The sequence below is a fragment of the Paenibacillus sp. CMM36 genome, from assembly GCF_053570945.1.
Map to the genome: position 1 here is coordinate 11506 of NZ_JBSEDY010000030.1, position 16972 is coordinate 28477.

Below are 16972 nucleotides of genomic sequence, written 5' to 3' on the forward strand. Positions count from 1 at the left end.
GATTTCCCCCTCAATCGAATATTTATAGGCTTTCATAAAAATGCTTCATCTCTTCGAACTCTTCCATATCCAGATCATCTGCCCCTACGTCTGTTGGTGTCAGTTCCTGACCGGACTGATCAAGGCAATGACGAATGGTATTCAACAGGTGTGTTTCGAAGCGGGAGAAAAGTTGTTTGACCGTGCGCTCTTCATATGCATTCCTGTCATAGGATATACGGATGCTTAATTTTCCGTCCTCCAACCGGCTATCCATATAAAGAGCATAAGATGAACCATTAATCACATCCTTGGTACCTGGTCCAATTTCAGCTTGCAGCGGCGATAGTGAAAAATAAACCGATTCCGGGTGTGGGGAGTCTATATAACGGAAACCAATTTCCGGATGACGAAAACGTTTAGAATCCGTTGGATTGCTGGCTTCGGTCAGATATCTCAATACACCGTAGCCCAATCCGTGATTTGGAACCTGCCGAACCGTTTCCTTCACACGCTTGAGCAACAGCGCTGTATCATCCGCAGATTTGATGTCCAGTACAACTGGATACACGGACGTAAACTGCCCTACCGTTCTGGAGATATCCAGCGAATTTGTTTCAGCCTGCTCTCGGCCAGGGTTCTCCACGTAGAGTGCAATCCGTTCTTGTCCTGACCATTCAGACACTGTTTGCCCCAGTACGGACAGCAGTACTTCCTCCGGCACGGTATTATAGGCATGATTGACCTGTGTCATCAGATGCTGGGTTTCGTCAGTTGATAATTGCAGGTGGAGCTGATGTGTTTGTCTCTCCGATCCAGAATCCGTAATGACTTCATGGTCTTTGGGAAGCGTTCTCCACTCTGACAACTCTATCTTGTTCCAATAGTCCTGCTCCTTGAGCAGCTCTTTACTATTCGCATAATGCTCAAGATGCTCTGCCCACGTTTGGTAAGCGTTCGTTTTGTCCGGTAAAACAATCGTTTCCCCATCCAGAGCTTGTCCGTAGCCTGTTGCCAGATCTTCGAGCAAAATATTCCATGAAATGGCGTCAGCCACTAGTGGGTCTACAGCAAGGAAAAGATGATCTCCGCTATCCAGACGGAAAAGCCCTGCCCGAACTCGTGGTCCTTCAAACAGCCGCAGGCTGCTTTGAATCCGTTGACATTCAGCTTCCATCTGGCTGCGTGCTTCGCTTTCCGTTCCCGTAAGCGACAGTACCTCCAGCGTGATTAGCTGTTCATGCAGTCCTTTGTGAGCTTGCGTAACCGACTCGTCAGCCTGTTGTAATAAGCCAAGGCGCAGAGCATCGTGGTGCTCTACGATTTTCTTCAATGCGGCTCGCAATGGCTGCTCGTCAAAGCCCGACTTTGCCAACAGCAGTACCGACATTGCGGCAGGAAGTGCCTCGGATGCTGGATGCCGTTCAAACCCATCGAGTAGATGTCGTTGTATCGGTGTCAGTGGTACTTCTCCATCTATCGGACCTTGCTCTATCGGACGGGACAATGCTTCTGCATAGCCGCTCAGGATTTCAATGGACGGATGCTCCAGTACATGTCGGATATCCAGTGAATACCCGTAGAGACGCATGCGTGCGATGACTTGAACTGCTTTAATCGAGTCGCCCCCGAGCAGAAAAAAGTTATCCTGAATGCCCACCTGATCGCGTCCCAAAACATCTTGCCATACGGCGGCCAAAGCTTCTTCCACATCATTTCGCGGCGCTACATAGGCCACATCCGGTCGGAATAGCTTTTCAGGCTCCGGCAATGCTTTTCGGTCGGTTTTTCCGTTCGGTGTCAACGGTATCCGATCCAGAAACACGAAGTAAGACGGAACCGAATAATACGGGAGCAACTTGGCGACATGTTCATGAATGACCGTTAAGCTTGGTGTTTCTTCTGTATGCAATACAATGTAGGCACACAAGACGGATTCTTGCTCTTTGTTTTGATATACAGTGACGACAGCCTCTTGAATTGCAGAATGGCTCATCAAAGCATTTTCAACCTCACCCAGTTCGATCCGGAATCCACGTACTTTCACCTGATGGTCGATTCGGCCGATAAACTCCAAATTTCCATCTGCTTTCCAGCGAGCGAGGTCACCCGTTCTGTACATTCGTGTCCCTATTGAAAATGGATTATCCACAAATTTCTCTGCCGTCAAATCCTCGCGGTTCCAATAGCCACGGGCCAGCCCTTCCCCTGCAATGCATAGCTCGCCCGGTATACCGATTGGCTGTAATCTGTTCTGCGCATCCATGATATAAATGTGCGTATTCGCAATGGGGCGTCCAATGTCAATCTGATTGGCATGGGTAAGTTCCTGCACTGCCGACCAAACCGTCGTTTCCGTAGGTCCGTACATGTTATAAATACGGGGGCCGTTCAATTTCTGCAATGCCTCCAGCAGCCTAGGTGGAAGCGCTTCTCCCCCAACCATAATTTCCTGTACACCTTGCAGCACACGTGAGCCTTCCTCATGACTCAGCAGCATGTGCAGCCGGGATGGCGTCATTTGCAGCATGTCAATGTGATGTGCAGTAATCAGTTCGCCAAGTGCCTGAGGATCGACCTGATGATGGCGGTCGCCTAGCACGACGGTCATTCCGCCTAGCAGCGGCAGAATCGCTTCCAAAACGAAAATATCGAATGAAATAGTGGTTAGCGATAAAATCGTTTTGTTCGCTGCAAAGTCGATCACTTCACGCATTCCTGTAATAAAATTCAGCACCGAGCGATGCTGGAGCATAACTCCTTTCGGATTTCCGGTTGAGCCAGAAGTATAGATGACGTAAGCCAGATGCTCCGGCTGAGCAGTGGCTTCCAGATTGGTCCTTTCTCCTTGATATACTTCCTCATCTTCGATAAACAGGGTGTTGGCGCTGTAATGGTGTTCTCCTACCAGATCGCGACTGGTCAGGAGCACGGCAGCCTCACTGTCACTCAGCATATACTCAATACGGGCTGACGGATATTCAGGATCGATAGGCACATAAGCGCCACCCGCTTTTAGCACGGCGAGCAGACCGATAATCATTTCCGCCGAACGCTGCACCATCAGGCCGACTAGCTTATCGGGTCCTACGCCATGCGCTTGAAGTATCCGTGCCAGTGAGTTAGCACGTTCGTTCAAGTCCCGGTAGGTCAGACGCTGATTTCCGAACACCAATGCTATATGACCCGGCGTCTGTACGACCTGCTTTTCAAACTGCCCGTGAACTGTCTCATGGTGCGGGAAAGGTACAACGGTATGATTAAATTCGGTTAGCAGTAATTGCTTCTCTTCATCAGATACGATCGTAATATCGGCCAACCGCACCCCGACATCCTGCGTCACCGTTTCCAAAATTCGCACAAAATGCTCTCCCATCCGTCGGATGGTCTCCGGTTTAAACAGCTTTGTGCCATACTCCAAAGTGAAGGACAAACATTCTTTTTCCTCGGTCACATGCAATGAAAAATCCACCTTGGATATACCCGCGTTGAATTCTTCCGGTTTAAAACGAATGCCTCCTGTTTCCAAAACATCTGTGCCGACATTTTGCAAACTGAACATCGTATCGAACACCGGGTTTCGACTTAGGTCGCGCACCAGTTCCAGCCTGTCTACAAGCTCATCAAACGGGTATTCCTGATGCTCCAGTGCCAGCAGCGAGTTTTGCTTAACCTCCTGCAAAAAGGATTGGAACGTTAAAGAAGATCGCGGCTGATTGCGAAGAACCAGCGTATTGACGAACATGCCAATCATCGCTTGCGTATCCACATGCCGTCTTCCGGCAACAGGTGTACCCACGATAATGTCCTCTTGGCCAGTATATTTGCCCAGCAGGATATTATAAGCCGCCAAAAGTACCATAAAGATCGTAGATTCGGTATCTTGGGCCAATTTGTAGAGTGTGTTAGTAAGTTTGGATTCCAAGGTGACGGTCAAGCTGTCACCTTCAAAGCTTTGTGATTGTGGACGCGAAAAGTCCGTAGGCATATTTAGTACAGGAAGCTCGCCCTTCAAGGTCTGGAGCCAATATGATTCATGCGCTTGCAATGCGTCGTCAGTGATCTGCTGCTTCTGCCAAGCAACAAAGTCTTTGTAATGAAGCTGAATGTTCGCAAGCTGTCTGCCCTGATACCGTTGAATGATTTCATCTAGCAGCACGGCCATGGAGAAACCATCGGACACGATGTGATGCATATCCACTAGCAGATTGAAGCCACCTTCGATAAATTCGTACAGTTCGGCGCGGAATAAAGGAGCTGTTCCCAGATGAAAAGGCTGAACAAACAAGGTCCGAGCCTGTTTTGCTTCTTCCTTGGAAATACGGGTATATGGAATGTCGAATGGAATCGTGTCCCGAACTTTTTGTACCACTTCCCCGTCTTCCAGATCGAAATACGTCCTAAAGGATTCATGACGCAAAATAACTTCCCTAACGGCTTCAATGAAGCGGGGAACCTCCAAATCTCCCTCTATGAAAAGCTGACCGGGTACATGATAGGCCTTTCCACCTCCCAGCTGATCCAGCACGTACATTCTCTTTTGGGAAGAAGATACCGGATAGAAGGCTTGCGATTTCACAGATACAATCGGTTCATAGTTCTTCTTTGTTCCACCCGCAATATATGTAGCCAGCTCAGCAATCGTTTGCAGCTCAAAAATGTGGCTGAGTGGAATGTGTACACCCAATTCCTTATTGACTCTCGACAGAATGACCGTCGCTTTTAGTGAATCACCACCCAGTTGAAAAAAATTATCGTCATCGCTGATATCTGTTACATTCAGAACGTCCATCCAAATGTTCACGAGTTGATCTTCTACGCTGTGGTTCTCAGGAGCGGTGTCTGTTTTAGTCAATACACTTGCTTGTCCCGGCTCTGGCAAAGCCTGTAGATCAGGCTGACCATCCGGCAGAAGAGGAATATGATCCATAGGAATCCAAAAACGGGGCTGCGTATAATCTGGAAGAATTTCGATTGCAGCCTTTTTCAGTGCGTCTTCTTCCCATGGCTTCGATGCGTTTGCGACCACATAGGCGGTTATATATGAGACTTTTCCAGCTTCGTCCGTTTGCGGTGTAATGACGCAGGACTCCAATCGGAAAGTTTGCAGCAGGTGTTTCTCCAACTGCCCCAAATTAACCCGATGTCCGCGAATGTGGATAGTCCGATTCAAATTGCCAATATGTCGCAGCTTGCCATCGTTTTCTACGTAAGCCCATTCTCGGGTCGTTCCCAACAGGCCTGCTCCTGAGGCTTGATACACCTCCCCTGCTGTCCCAACAGGTGCCAAATGCTTGTAGGCATCGAGGACGCAAAGATAGTTTCCGTTGGCGTCGGTATTTGCTGCCCATGCAGTTCGAAGTTGTTCGTTCTCCGACGCACGGAGTAAAGTCAACGCGGAAACGCGAGCCCCTTCTTCCTCTACAATGGAATACAGCAGATTCAGGAAATATCCTGACCAGGCTTCGATCATGTTTGGCTGAAAAAGATCCGAATTGTAGTCGAAATCAAGACGTAATTGTTGCTGCGCCTCTGTCACGTTCAAAAACAACTCGTATTTGCTGAATGATACCTCATTCTCAATGAGTTCCACTTCCAGTTCATGGAATTGAAGACGCGGAATCGGTCGATCCATATTGAATACAGCGTTAATGACAGGCAAATGCCTCAGCCCCAGCTGAGCGAGTCCCGCAAAGCTGTACTTTTGGAAGCTATCCAGTTCATTCATGCGCTTTTTGACTGTTTGGACATGCTCCGTAAAAGTAGCATCAGGACGCACTTCGCTGATCATCGGAAGCAAGTTGACACAGTTGCCGATCAGAGAGAAGGCGTCCATATGGGATTGTCCTGCGGTGGGAACCCCCACCGTTACTTCCTGCTGCCCTGTCAGCCGATGTAGAAAAATCTGAAAGGCGGATAGCAGCGTTATAAAAAGACTGCTGCCTAGCTTTATGCTGGCGGATCTCAATTGTTTAACGAGCGACGCTTCGAGCATTACGGTATGTCTGCTTCCTCTGGAAGACGGAATCTGTATTCCCCTCACCGGAGATGGCAAATGGAGGACAGGCTGCTGCTTTTCTAGCACTGCCGACCAAAAAGCAAGGGCCTCTTTTTTCCCTGCTTTCAATTGATCCTGCTGCCAAACAACGTAATTCCGAAAAGGTACTGGATCGGGAAGGTTGTAGGCAGCATGTCGAACTAGCGCAGAATAGATGTGTTCCAGTTCCTGAATGAATACACTGATTGACCAGCCATCCGCGATAAAATGATGAAACGTAAAAACACCCAGATGCTCTTCATTCGATATTTTCAGCAGATGAATCCGGAATAATGGCTCGCCTGGCGTCATGGCAAATGGGGTTTCACTGTCCTTGATCATCCATGCCCGGATATGTTGTTCCTGTTCATCTGGGCGATAACTGGTAAAATCATGAAGCGGGATTTCCGCTTTCACCACAGGAGCGAACACCTGAGTTTCCCCATCGCCGCTCATAAAGATATGTAAGGCTTCATGACGGTTTACAATGGTCTGGACAGCTTGGTTGAACGCCTGCTGCTGAAGTGGACCACGAAACCGCAACAAGGCGGTTTCGTGTAAAGATTGAGAGTCACTTCGATCTGAAACAGAAGCGAACCAAAGCTGCTTTTGCTCTGGAGTTAACGCAATAACTGTTTCTGCTGCTTCAGCCTCTGGAGGTACGGTTACAGGTACAGGTTGCTTTCCCGGCCCCGGGCCGTTTCCATTCGGGGGCGGGTCCGGTAAAAATCCCCCTTTACGCAGCTCGTTCACGCTATCCTTGACCGCTTGTACGATTCGCGCAATATCTTCCTCGGTATGGGCCGTGGACAAGAAGCAGTTTCGTCCCTCCCAGATATAGATGCCTTTGTCCAGCATGTGATAGAAGAACAGCTCCAGATCGCCTTTGAGCACGAAGCGGAATAGGGAGCCAAAGTGAACGACCTTCATAGGTACGCGTTCGTCAGTGAAATAGCTGTTCAGCTCCGCAGCTAACGCCGAGGTGCGGCTGTTCAAGCGATTTTGCAGTTGCTCGCCATGCTTCTCCAAATGATCCAGCACCGCTAAGGATGCAGCCATTGCCAGCGGATGATGGCAGAAGGTTCCTGCCACAAAGGTTCGCTGCTGCTCATGCTGCGGATAGGAATCATCCCCGAAGCTCCACGTGCCTCCGTCGATCCCGTTCATAAAGGCGGCTTTTCCGGCTACGATGCCGATGGGCAGCCCGCCGCCAATGATTTTACCGTAGGTCACGAGGTCGGCTTGTACCCCAAACCACGCTTGGGCTCCTCCGGGCTGAATCCGGAAGCCTGTGATGACTTCATCAAAAATGAAGGCAGTACCCGACTGCTCCGTTATCTGGCGAATTTCCTGCAAAAAGGCTTTAGGCTGAAAATCTGGTCGGCGGCTTTGTACCGGCTCCACGATAACCGCGGCCAGTTCATGCGCATGGGTGCGGATATAATCCAGAGAATCGTCCGCCCCATAATGAAGCACGACGACATCGTCCACCATATGCTGCAAGATACCTGGAGCTAGAGGTGTCGAATGCTCCTTGTCATCACCCGCGCTCCCCAGTGCCAGCACCCCGTCGAATGTACCGTGATACGAGCCAGCAAAAATGACGACTTTAGCTCGTCCAGTGGCAGCACGTGCCAAACGGAGCGCGACCATGACGGCTTCCGTGCCGGAATTATACAGGGCAATCCGTTCCACGCCGGTCATCTTGCATATTCGCTCGGCGACCTGTCCGGCCATGTTGGACATGGGGCCGACACACATGCCGTTCTTCAGCTCTTCTTCAATTTCTTCACGAATAAAGGCTGGATTGTGTCCGAACAGATTCACACCAAAGCCCATCGTCAAGTCGACATATTCATTGCCGTCCAGATCCCAAATTTTTGAACCATCGGCGCGTTGGGATACAATTTGATACACCATTTCCTTCAAAACAGGCCGGAAACCAGCCACATTGCGGTTATTGGCGTATACGGAGCGATACTGCTGGGTGTACTGTTTGGTGCTACCCGTACGGGCCGTGTAGCGTTCAATCAGTTCTTGCAGGTGTTGTTCCTGACGGAGCGAAAGCAATTCACGTGCTTTAACATCCAGCTTTTTATAAGGCGTATACGGCTTGACTTCATTGCCTGTCTGCTTGAAAACAGCCTTTACGGATGGTGCTGGTGCTAATGCAGCCGCGACTTTCTGCTTGGATTCGGTACGGATGATCTGCGCACTTTCACTACTTGCCGGTAGCAAAACGCCCGTTTCCGGGTTAAATGGCTCGGAAGCTATTACGGATGCAGATGGCTGATGCCGGAGAACATCGAGCTGCTGTGACATCAGATGTAGCTGTTGCTCCAAAATTCGCTCTACAGCCGCAGGAGCTGTAGCGATTGGAAAGCTTTGAGCCCGTGTTTGTCCAGCCGTGTCTATGGCATAAACGGATGCCGCAGCCGGAACAGCGGATTCATGAGACGGTTGGGTTAGCGGGAAAGCTGCGTGATCAACCTGATTCAGAGTTGTTTCTGGACGATTTTCCACAGATTGAACCGGGGTTTCAGCAGAAGTGAAAATGCTGACCCGCTCGGCTACGTAGCTGGCCAACAGCTCCAGCGTGGTCAACGATTCGAAAAATTCGTTCATTGGAATGTCCAGTCCGAAGGTATCCTTGATACTGTGGCGAACCTGGGACAAATTAATGGAATCCAGCCCAAGCTCCAGAAAATGTGTTTGTGGCTCCAGTTCCTCCAGACTGAGTTGGGACACGTTACCGATCATTTTCGCTAACTTTTGAAGAATAGATGATTTGTGCTGATCGGTAGTAGATGCTGGCGCTGAATACTCGTTCCCCATAATTCCAGACTCCTTTGCTTTTGAGTTTTCATGAACTGGTACCTTCTGTTCCGTTCGAACCTGTTCGGGTACGTTAATCCAGCATCTTTTCCGTTCGAATGGATACGTAGGCAGAGAAACCTTTTTATAGTGCTTACCTGCATAGAGGGCATTCCAATCGATCTGCGCTCCTTGCACATACTTGGCAGCCAGTTGCTCCAGTGATTGCAACGTGTCCAAGCTTCCAGTGACCATCTCTGCGCCACCTGTGCTATCCGCTTTCCCGGTGTATACACCTTCGACGACTCTACCTTGTTCGTGTAACTGAAGCACCTTCGCCTTCAACGCATCCGCCCCTGCGGCAGTAACAGCAATCCGGTGATTCAGGTGACTTCTGCCTGTGTTAGCCGTATAGCATACATCCTGCATCACGAGTTCTTCCGCACGTCCGAACCGTTCTGCGTATCGCCCGACCAGCTCGTGCAAAGCGGATTCACTCCGCGCTGACAGGGTCAGCAGCAGTGGTGATGATCTATTGTTGCTGTCCGTTGAGGCTTGGTCTGATTCCGTCTTCGCTATATATTCCTCCAGCACCACATGGCAGTTTGTCCCGCTGAATCCAAAGGAACTCAGTCCGCTTCTTCTGGGGAAACCGTCCGTCTTCCATTCCCTAAGCTTCGTACTAGCATATACCGGGGATTCCTCAAAATGGATCTTTTGGTTTGGTGTGCGAAAATGAACGAGCGGTGCAATCTGTTGGTGCTTCATGGACAATACGGATTTGATCAAGCCTGCAATCCCAGCGGCTTCGTATAAATGACCGATATTCGTTTTGACCGTGCTGATCGCCACAAACTGCTTACGCTGTGTATGCTTGCGGAAAGCCTTGGTAATGCCGTCAATCTCAACCGGATCACCCAGCTTGGTGCCGGTGCCATGTGCTTCGATATAACTTATCGTTTCAGGATCAATCCGTGCATCACGCCACGCCTGCGAAATCACTTCTGCCTGAGCGAGGGCATTCGGCGCGGAAATACCAATCGTGCTGCCGTCCTGATTGATGGCACTTCCCTTGATCACGGCTAAAATGTTGTCACCGTCTTGTTCCGCTTTGCGCAGCGGCTTCAGTAAAACGGCTCCAACTCCTTCACCCCAGCCCGTTCCGTCCGACTGGTCGTCGAAGGCGCGTGCTCGATCATCAGAGGATTCCATGCCAATGCCCGCTTTCAGCGGCAGTAAAATCGTCTTCACTCCACCTGCCAAGGCCATGTCGCAGTCTCCGCTAAGGATGGACTTGCAGGCCAAATGCACTGCTACGAGTGATGAAGAGCATGCTGTATCAATTGTTAGCGCCGGACCTTTTAGATCGAGCAAATATGCAATCCTGCTGGAAATAATGGATGATAAATTACCAATGGCAAAGTTCGGCAGCGCTCCCGGTTCCACCTCAGACAACAAACGCTCGTATTCGAAGCTGGTTTTGGAGAAGCCGACATACACGCCGACCTTTCGGCCTGCCAGTTGCTTACCCCCATACCCCGCATCCTCAATCGTGCTCCAGGCTGTTTGTAGAAATAACCGTTGATTCGGGTCCATGAGTGAGGCTTCCCGTGGAGTCAGCTTAAAGAAGGAGTAATCGAACTTGTCTACTTCATCCAGATAGCCGCCTTCTGCAATTTGCATATTCCGTCCTTCCGTATTCAAACGGGAAATGAAATCTTCGGCATCTTTTCTTCTTTCATCGCTGTACGGGCCGATATTGTCAGCCCCTGATGCCACATTCGCCCAAAACTGCTCTAATGTTTCCGCTTGAGGAAACTTGCCTGACATGCCGATGATGGCGATATCCCGGACATTTGCTTCCTCCTTGGTCTCGGACTGTGCTGTTGCAGCCGGGTCGCTGCTCATGCCCTGACTAGAGATATATGCAGCAAGCTTGGCGATGGTCGGATAGGAAAAGAAGTCCGTCACCTCAATATGAATCCCTAATTGATCCTCCAACAGGTCCACAATTTGAACGAGCTGCAAGGAAGTCACTCCGATATCAAAGTAGCTGTCGTCCGTCCCGATCGACTTTACATTTAAAATATCCTGGCAGATTCCAATCAGCTTCTGTTCTATCTCTCCTTGAGGTAAGACTACACGCTCAGCTGCTTGCATGACTCGAGTAGCCTCGGCCAGTGCTGTCAATATTTCATCAAATTCGCCCTGCTCATAACTCTGGGCTAATTTGAAGCGCTGAACCTTTCCACTGGTTGTTTTAGGAATACGCCGGATCGGAACCACATCCTGAATATGCCAACCTCCCCGGTAATTTAGATGACTTTTCAGCTTTTGGACAAGCGGTACAAAATGCTCTATCTTTTTCGTGTGCATCACAAAGGCAATAATACGATCCTGCCTCGTTTGCGTATCATGTACACCGCACACGGCTACTTTTCCGAGATCCACACCATCCAGTTCCTCGGCAATCCTCTCGATGTCATGCGGGTAGACATTCTGTCCGTTCACGAAAATGATATCCTTGGCTCTACCAGTAATAGTCAGGCGACCGTTCCGCATAAACCCTAAATCGCCGGTAATAAGCCAGCCATCCTCTGTTTTGACCTTCGCGGTAGCCTCTGGATTGTTATAATATCCGGATGTCACATTTTTGCCGCGGATCTGTGTGTGTCCAATCACCCCATCTTCAAGCACCTGATTTTTTTCATCGCAAATGCGGACAGAGGTACTGGCCAACGGATACCCCAAATCCACAAAAGTAAGACACCGCTTGTCGGACTTGTCCACTTCTTCTATGGGTTCACCCACGTGTAACTGCTGCCGGTTCAAATGAATGGGTATAAAGGTGCTTTTGTCCAGAGGTGGAGAGGAAACTCCCACACTCGCCTCTGCCAATCCGTAGACAGGAAACATCGCATTTTTATTCAAACCGTGAACACTCATTGCATCCATAAACACATCACAAAGCTCCACAGATACGGGCTCCGCTCCATTTAAGATCATACGGACACTTGACAAATCCCAGTTAGCTGCTGTTTCGGGTTTATACTGATCGAGAAAAAATTTATATCCAAAATTGGGAGAGCATATTTGAGTCACCTTATGCTCCGATACTTTTTTTAGCCATAAAGACGGGCGTCTGATAAAAAGTGCCGTTGGCATAATCAACTGCTTGGCATTAGCGATCACACAGGTTAAATGAAATGCGATCAATCCCAGGTCATGCGTAAGCGGCATCCAGCCCAAATAAGCATCCTTGGAGCTCATGCCCGTTTGATTTGCGATATCCCGAATATTGTAAACCAAATTTTCATGCGTCAGCATGACTCCTTTAGGATCACCTGTAGAACCTGAGGAAAATTGGATAAAAGCTAAATCCTCCGGTTTGGGTATATGGGCAACACCTTTACTCTGATTGGAATAATCGAATATATGGCTTGAAAAAGTCGCTTTTTTAACGGGCTCAAAGGAATCCAGCAGTTCGTGCTGGTGCGAGTATTTTTCTAACTGTTCCAATACCTTGTCATCTGCAATCATATTAGGGCGGGAAAGTGTATTCCAGATTTTAAACAACTTCTTTTTATGCTCATCATTATTCCCTATGCTTATAGGAACAGGAACGATTCCACCGAGTAGGCAACCCCAAAATACATTCACAAAGGTATGATTGTCGTCGATCTGCATGATCAGCTCATCGCCAGCTTGTATCCCTTTTTCCTGTAATTCATAAAGTACCTGTGATGCTTGCTCCAGAAGTTTACAGTAGGATACGTATTCCTCTTGTTTATCACCAGAAATAAAGGTGATTCCGTTCTCATCCCGGCTTGCACGGTCTTGAATGATTTCAATTAAAGTTTGAAACTGTTCCATCCTGATCCCTCCTCAATTGCTCTAGCATTACTTTCTGCTCTCCTTCGGAGACCTGTTTGGTTTGCAACACCAGGCGAATACACTCCAAAATCTCCTGTCTTTGCTCAAAAGCAGGAGGTGAACCGCTCCCTGATTCAGAGCTTCGAAGTAATTCTTCCAGTCTTCGAACAGGTAAAATAACACCCTTTCGATAATCATCTTCATTCCAATTGGCATTGGGGGTAGATACCGCCAGTGAAAGGGAACAAGCAACCCAATCACGGATTGAGAAGCGGCGTTCCAGTTCAACGCGATCCAAGTCTCTATCCACGGACAGAAATTCAATGGTAGTGTTTATTTCCTTCGCCAAATTTTTCAGCACCGTTCGTGGACCTAACTCGATGCCTTGTTTTACGCCATGATTCTCCATATACTGCATGGTCTGAATCCATCGAACCGGGTGAGTCATTTGCAAAATCAATCCTTGACGGATGCTGTCAACATCGGGGTATGGCAGAGCGGTCACATTGGAGATCACGGGCCACTGCGCTTCATGGAAAGTGTATTTTTGCAGCTCGATGGTCAGCCTGTCCGCAGCATGCTGCATAAGCGGACTATGAAAAGGACCACTAACCTGCAAGCGAGCAATTTGGGCCCCCCGCTGTTCTAACTTGTCAGCTACCATAGCTATCGATGTATGATGACCAGAGATGACATACTGATTAGGCGAATTGTAACAAGCAATAACAGCAGGCTGATCGATTGGGGAGTGCAGACGACAGAATTCTTCCACGGCGTTCAACTCAGCTCCGCGAATGGCAATCATGCTGCCCAGACCGGCCTCTGCGGCTTCTTCCATGATGCGTCCTCGCTTTTGAACCAGTCGTAAAGCGTCGCTAAAGGATAGAACACCGCTACTTACCAGAGCTGAATATTCACCCAGGCTATGACCTGCTGAAAATTCAGGGATAATTCCGATTTCATGCATATAACGCCGGAATGCAATGACACTGATCGTGAGAAGTGCGGGCTGAGTATAGAATGTTCTGGATAGCTGGGTCATCGGACCTGCCATGCATAAAGCTTTCAGATCATATCCCAAAATATCAGCAGCCTCTTCGAACAAGCGATCCGCTTCTGCAAAGCCGCTATGCCACGTAGCCCCCATTCCTACATACTGAGAGCCTTGCCCAGGAAAAACCAAAGCAATGCGATTCATATCAAACCCCTTTCCTCCCCACAAAGATGTGGCAAAGCAAAAATGTTTTTACGATTCAGGTGTTAATGTACATATGTATGAAGACAATAGCTGTAGAGATAGATGTAGCAAAAAGCAACAAAACCGATTGTCAAAAAACAGTAATCGACATGTAAAAATGAGTTGGTTATGGAGTTTCCATTCGTGGTGTGATTGAGATCAAAAGTCAGATGTGTGAGTAGACTTGGAAGTGTAAAAAAACTTGAGGTATACTGGAATTCCAGGCTTGGAACCTAAAATTCAGTATCATAGATGAATGTAATGAGAAATTGTTGAGGTCATACAGGATGTTTTTCGATGTTAAGTATTAAATGAGAAATATTTTATTTATATAATAGATATGGACTCGAAAAATGTCAATATCTTTTTTAAATTCCTTTAATAAGGAAAAAATGCGATATATGAATGATTTTGTTTCAATATAAATATAAAAGTAAATTAAAGTATGTCGATATAATGTATAAGTATATTATATACACAAACAATGCCCTCTTTTGTCTAAAAATCAGGCATTGTTTGTAATTTTTAATGAATTCCCAACGCTCGTACATGGATAGCAGATATGGATGCTTCTCCGCTGTCGCCAGTGTCACCGCAGGGGCACCCAACTGATCACGAATAATCGTGTGTTCTACTCAATTCGTTTTCTCCCGTACCCTTGGCCTGTGCAGCGGGGTCTACAGCGAACCACATCACAAACGGCAAGTCGATTATAAAATCAAGGGCTTATTTTTCGAATGGCTAACAGTAGCCTGAATGACCCCGTTAATTTCCAGCACATAGCAATCATTGTGTTTAATGTTCTCCCGAATGAGAGCAACGTCTGCCTGAGTGGCAGGCCACTGGAGTCCCAACTGCCGGATCATTTCGTACGCTTCGTAGGTCACATACTGTTCGTCTGCACTAAGTTATCTGAATGTTCAGGTAAAATCAATATCTATGTCATCAATTTTAACAACAGTCATTCCTTGATAAGGGGGTTTACGCTCCAAAAAAGTAACAGGAACGTAAAAGTCCGAATTATCTTCTTTCTTTATACCCAAATGAATGTATCTGCCACTAAAAATGTTATACAACATAAACTCAGCATCAATCATGCTTTGGGCTAACTGAGGATTAAAAATAATAAAGCTAGGTTGATGTAGTAATTTATGAAGAAATGGGAAATGTCATATACGATAAATGGTTCTCTCATATCCGCCTAAGTTGGCTTTTTTCAGCATTTCTAAAGTCAGTGTTCCTTGTCTTAATTTTGGAAACCCTTTTTTTCCACGATATGAAGACCCAGTTTCCATTTTATGTATGCAAAGTAAATGAAGAAGATCAAAAGTTCTAAAATGCAACCTGATGCCACGCTTTTTATGACGAATTTTATAATGAAAAATTAAGTTACAAAGGTGCTCCTCATAAAATTGTGCAATGGTCTGCAGCGTCAATTGCTCTTCTGAAGGAAGCTCTTCTAAATCTATGAGTTCATGAACAGATAAGTACATAACATTTCCCTAAGCTCAAGAATCGGCCTTGAATAATCAAGGCCGATTCACGTTATTAACATAATAGTGGCAACGGCAGAGATCATCTCCCTGCGGGATAGGAATGGAACTATTTTTCACCCGTAAGTGCCCCCAAGCGGGTACGCGCGAGTGCCTCATCCGCGTAGTCGGAGCAAATAAATTTGCTCATAAATAGCAACATGCAAAGTGATTTTTATCCTTAGAAACCAAACTGAATCCTTAATACAGCGGGTTACTTTACACTATATGCGGCATTTCATTTGTTCAAGTTTATCTTTAAAATTATATTTGTTCATCTAATGACTTAGTGAACTACACGCCACCTAAAAGATGGGTGCTTCTTGGTCAATAGAGCTACTGCTCCAAGTTTACAGGCTAGTCTCTAACCCAATAGATGCAATTACAATGCGAGTTTCAGCAGATTATTGGCAGCGTTCACGTCCCGATCATGATGTACATTACAGCTGGGACAAGTCCATTCACGCAAGCCAAGATTCTTCACGTCTGCATTTTTGTAACCGCAACATGAGCATAATTGGTTACTAGCTTTGGGTGCAATAATCAGATCACGTCCTTACCAGTTCGCCTTGTACTCAAACATCGAACGGAACAAGCTCCAAGGTACTTCACTTATCGTCGCTTTAGCAAGCTGATTTCTCACTTTGTCCTTGTTAGCACCCAAAAATAAATGTCTTAAAACCTTTCAGAGACATGTCTTCAGGAACAAGCATAATAATCCAGCATTCCGTTATACTTACTTTTATTTCATATGGACGGAGTACATATCCATGCTCATACATATAATAGCACTCTTTAGGCTAACAGTTCACTTTGAGTTAAGAGGAATTTCTTCAATTAAACTTGCGTCTGTATGGCGAACATTCCCTGCAGCTTTAGAAACGGGATACGAGTTCATTAATCCAGCAGGGTATGACCAAGGCATTTTTAATACATGTTCCGTTTCTGTTATTTCAATGTAAGAACTACATCACCTATCTAGCCTACTCTTCGTCAAGACTAGGTTACTTCTATGTTATTCCTTCTTAGTTTCCATATCCTATTTTTAAACTGTTTAAATATCTAATTCCGAAAAGATAAAAGAGAGCACAGCCCATTAAGGCTGTGCTCTCTTTTATCGTGCTTGGCGACGTCCTACTCTCCCAGGACCCTGCGGTCCAAGTACCATCGGCGCTGGAGGGCTTAACGGTCGTGTTCGGGATGGGTACGTGTGGAACCCCTCCGCTATCGCCACCAAACATGAATTTACATCGTAAATTCTTTCGTATGATATTCGCTTCATCACAGCTGTGTGAATGAATTTCAATGCGTATTTCGTATGTATTTCTACATACGTTCAAGGTTACACCCTGAAAACTGGATCCGAAACTCTTTTGCGTTTTATCTTAGGATAAGCCCTCGACCGATTAGTATTGGTCAGCTCCATGCATTACTGCACTTCCACCCCCAACCTATCTACCTCGTCGTCTTCAAGGGGTCTTACATACTGGGAAATCTCAT

The 16972-nt window shown here is 47.2% G+C and carries 4 protein-coding genes, 2 rRNA genes and 1 pseudogene; all 7 read right to left on the reverse strand.

Annotated features, from left to right (window positions below):
- Positions 1 to 22 precede the first annotated feature (22 nt).
- Complete coding sequence (locus ACWA2B_RS27075; protein ID WP_449292826.1) at positions 23 to 12703, reverse strand: amino acid adenylation domain-containing protein; 12681 nt, start codon at positions 12701 to 12703, stop codon at positions 23 to 25.
- Positions 12678 to 13901, reverse strand: a complete 1224-nt coding sequence (fabD, locus tag ACWA2B_RS27080) for an ACP S-malonyltransferase (protein WP_449292827.1) — start codon at positions 13899 to 13901, stop codon at positions 12678 to 12680. Before fabD ends, ACWA2B_RS27075 begins: the two co-directional genes overlap by 26 nt.
- Positions 13902 to 14650: 749 nt before the next feature.
- Complete coding sequence (locus ACWA2B_RS27085) at positions 14651 to 14827, reverse strand: GNAT family acetyltransferase (protein ID WP_238438043.1); 177 nt, start codon at positions 14825 to 14827, stop codon at positions 14651 to 14653.
- 282 nt (positions 14828 to 15109) lie between these two features.
- Positions 15110 to 15433, reverse strand: coding sequence for a PBECR4 domain-containing protein (locus tag ACWA2B_RS27090; RefSeq protein WP_449292828.1), 324 nt, complete (start codon positions 15431 to 15433; stop codon positions 15110 to 15112).
- Between the two features lie 421 nt (positions 15434 to 15854).
- Positions 15855 to 16109, reverse strand: a pseudogene (locus ACWA2B_RS27095) (zinc ribbon domain-containing protein); the annotation flags it as partial.
- A gap of 484 nt (positions 16110 to 16593) precedes the next feature.
- Positions 16594 to 16710, reverse strand: a 5S ribosomal RNA gene (gene rrf / locus ACWA2B_RS27100).
- A gap of 148 nt (positions 16711 to 16858) precedes the next feature.
- Positions 16859 to 16972, reverse strand: a 23S ribosomal RNA gene (locus tag ACWA2B_RS27105); the annotation flags it as partial.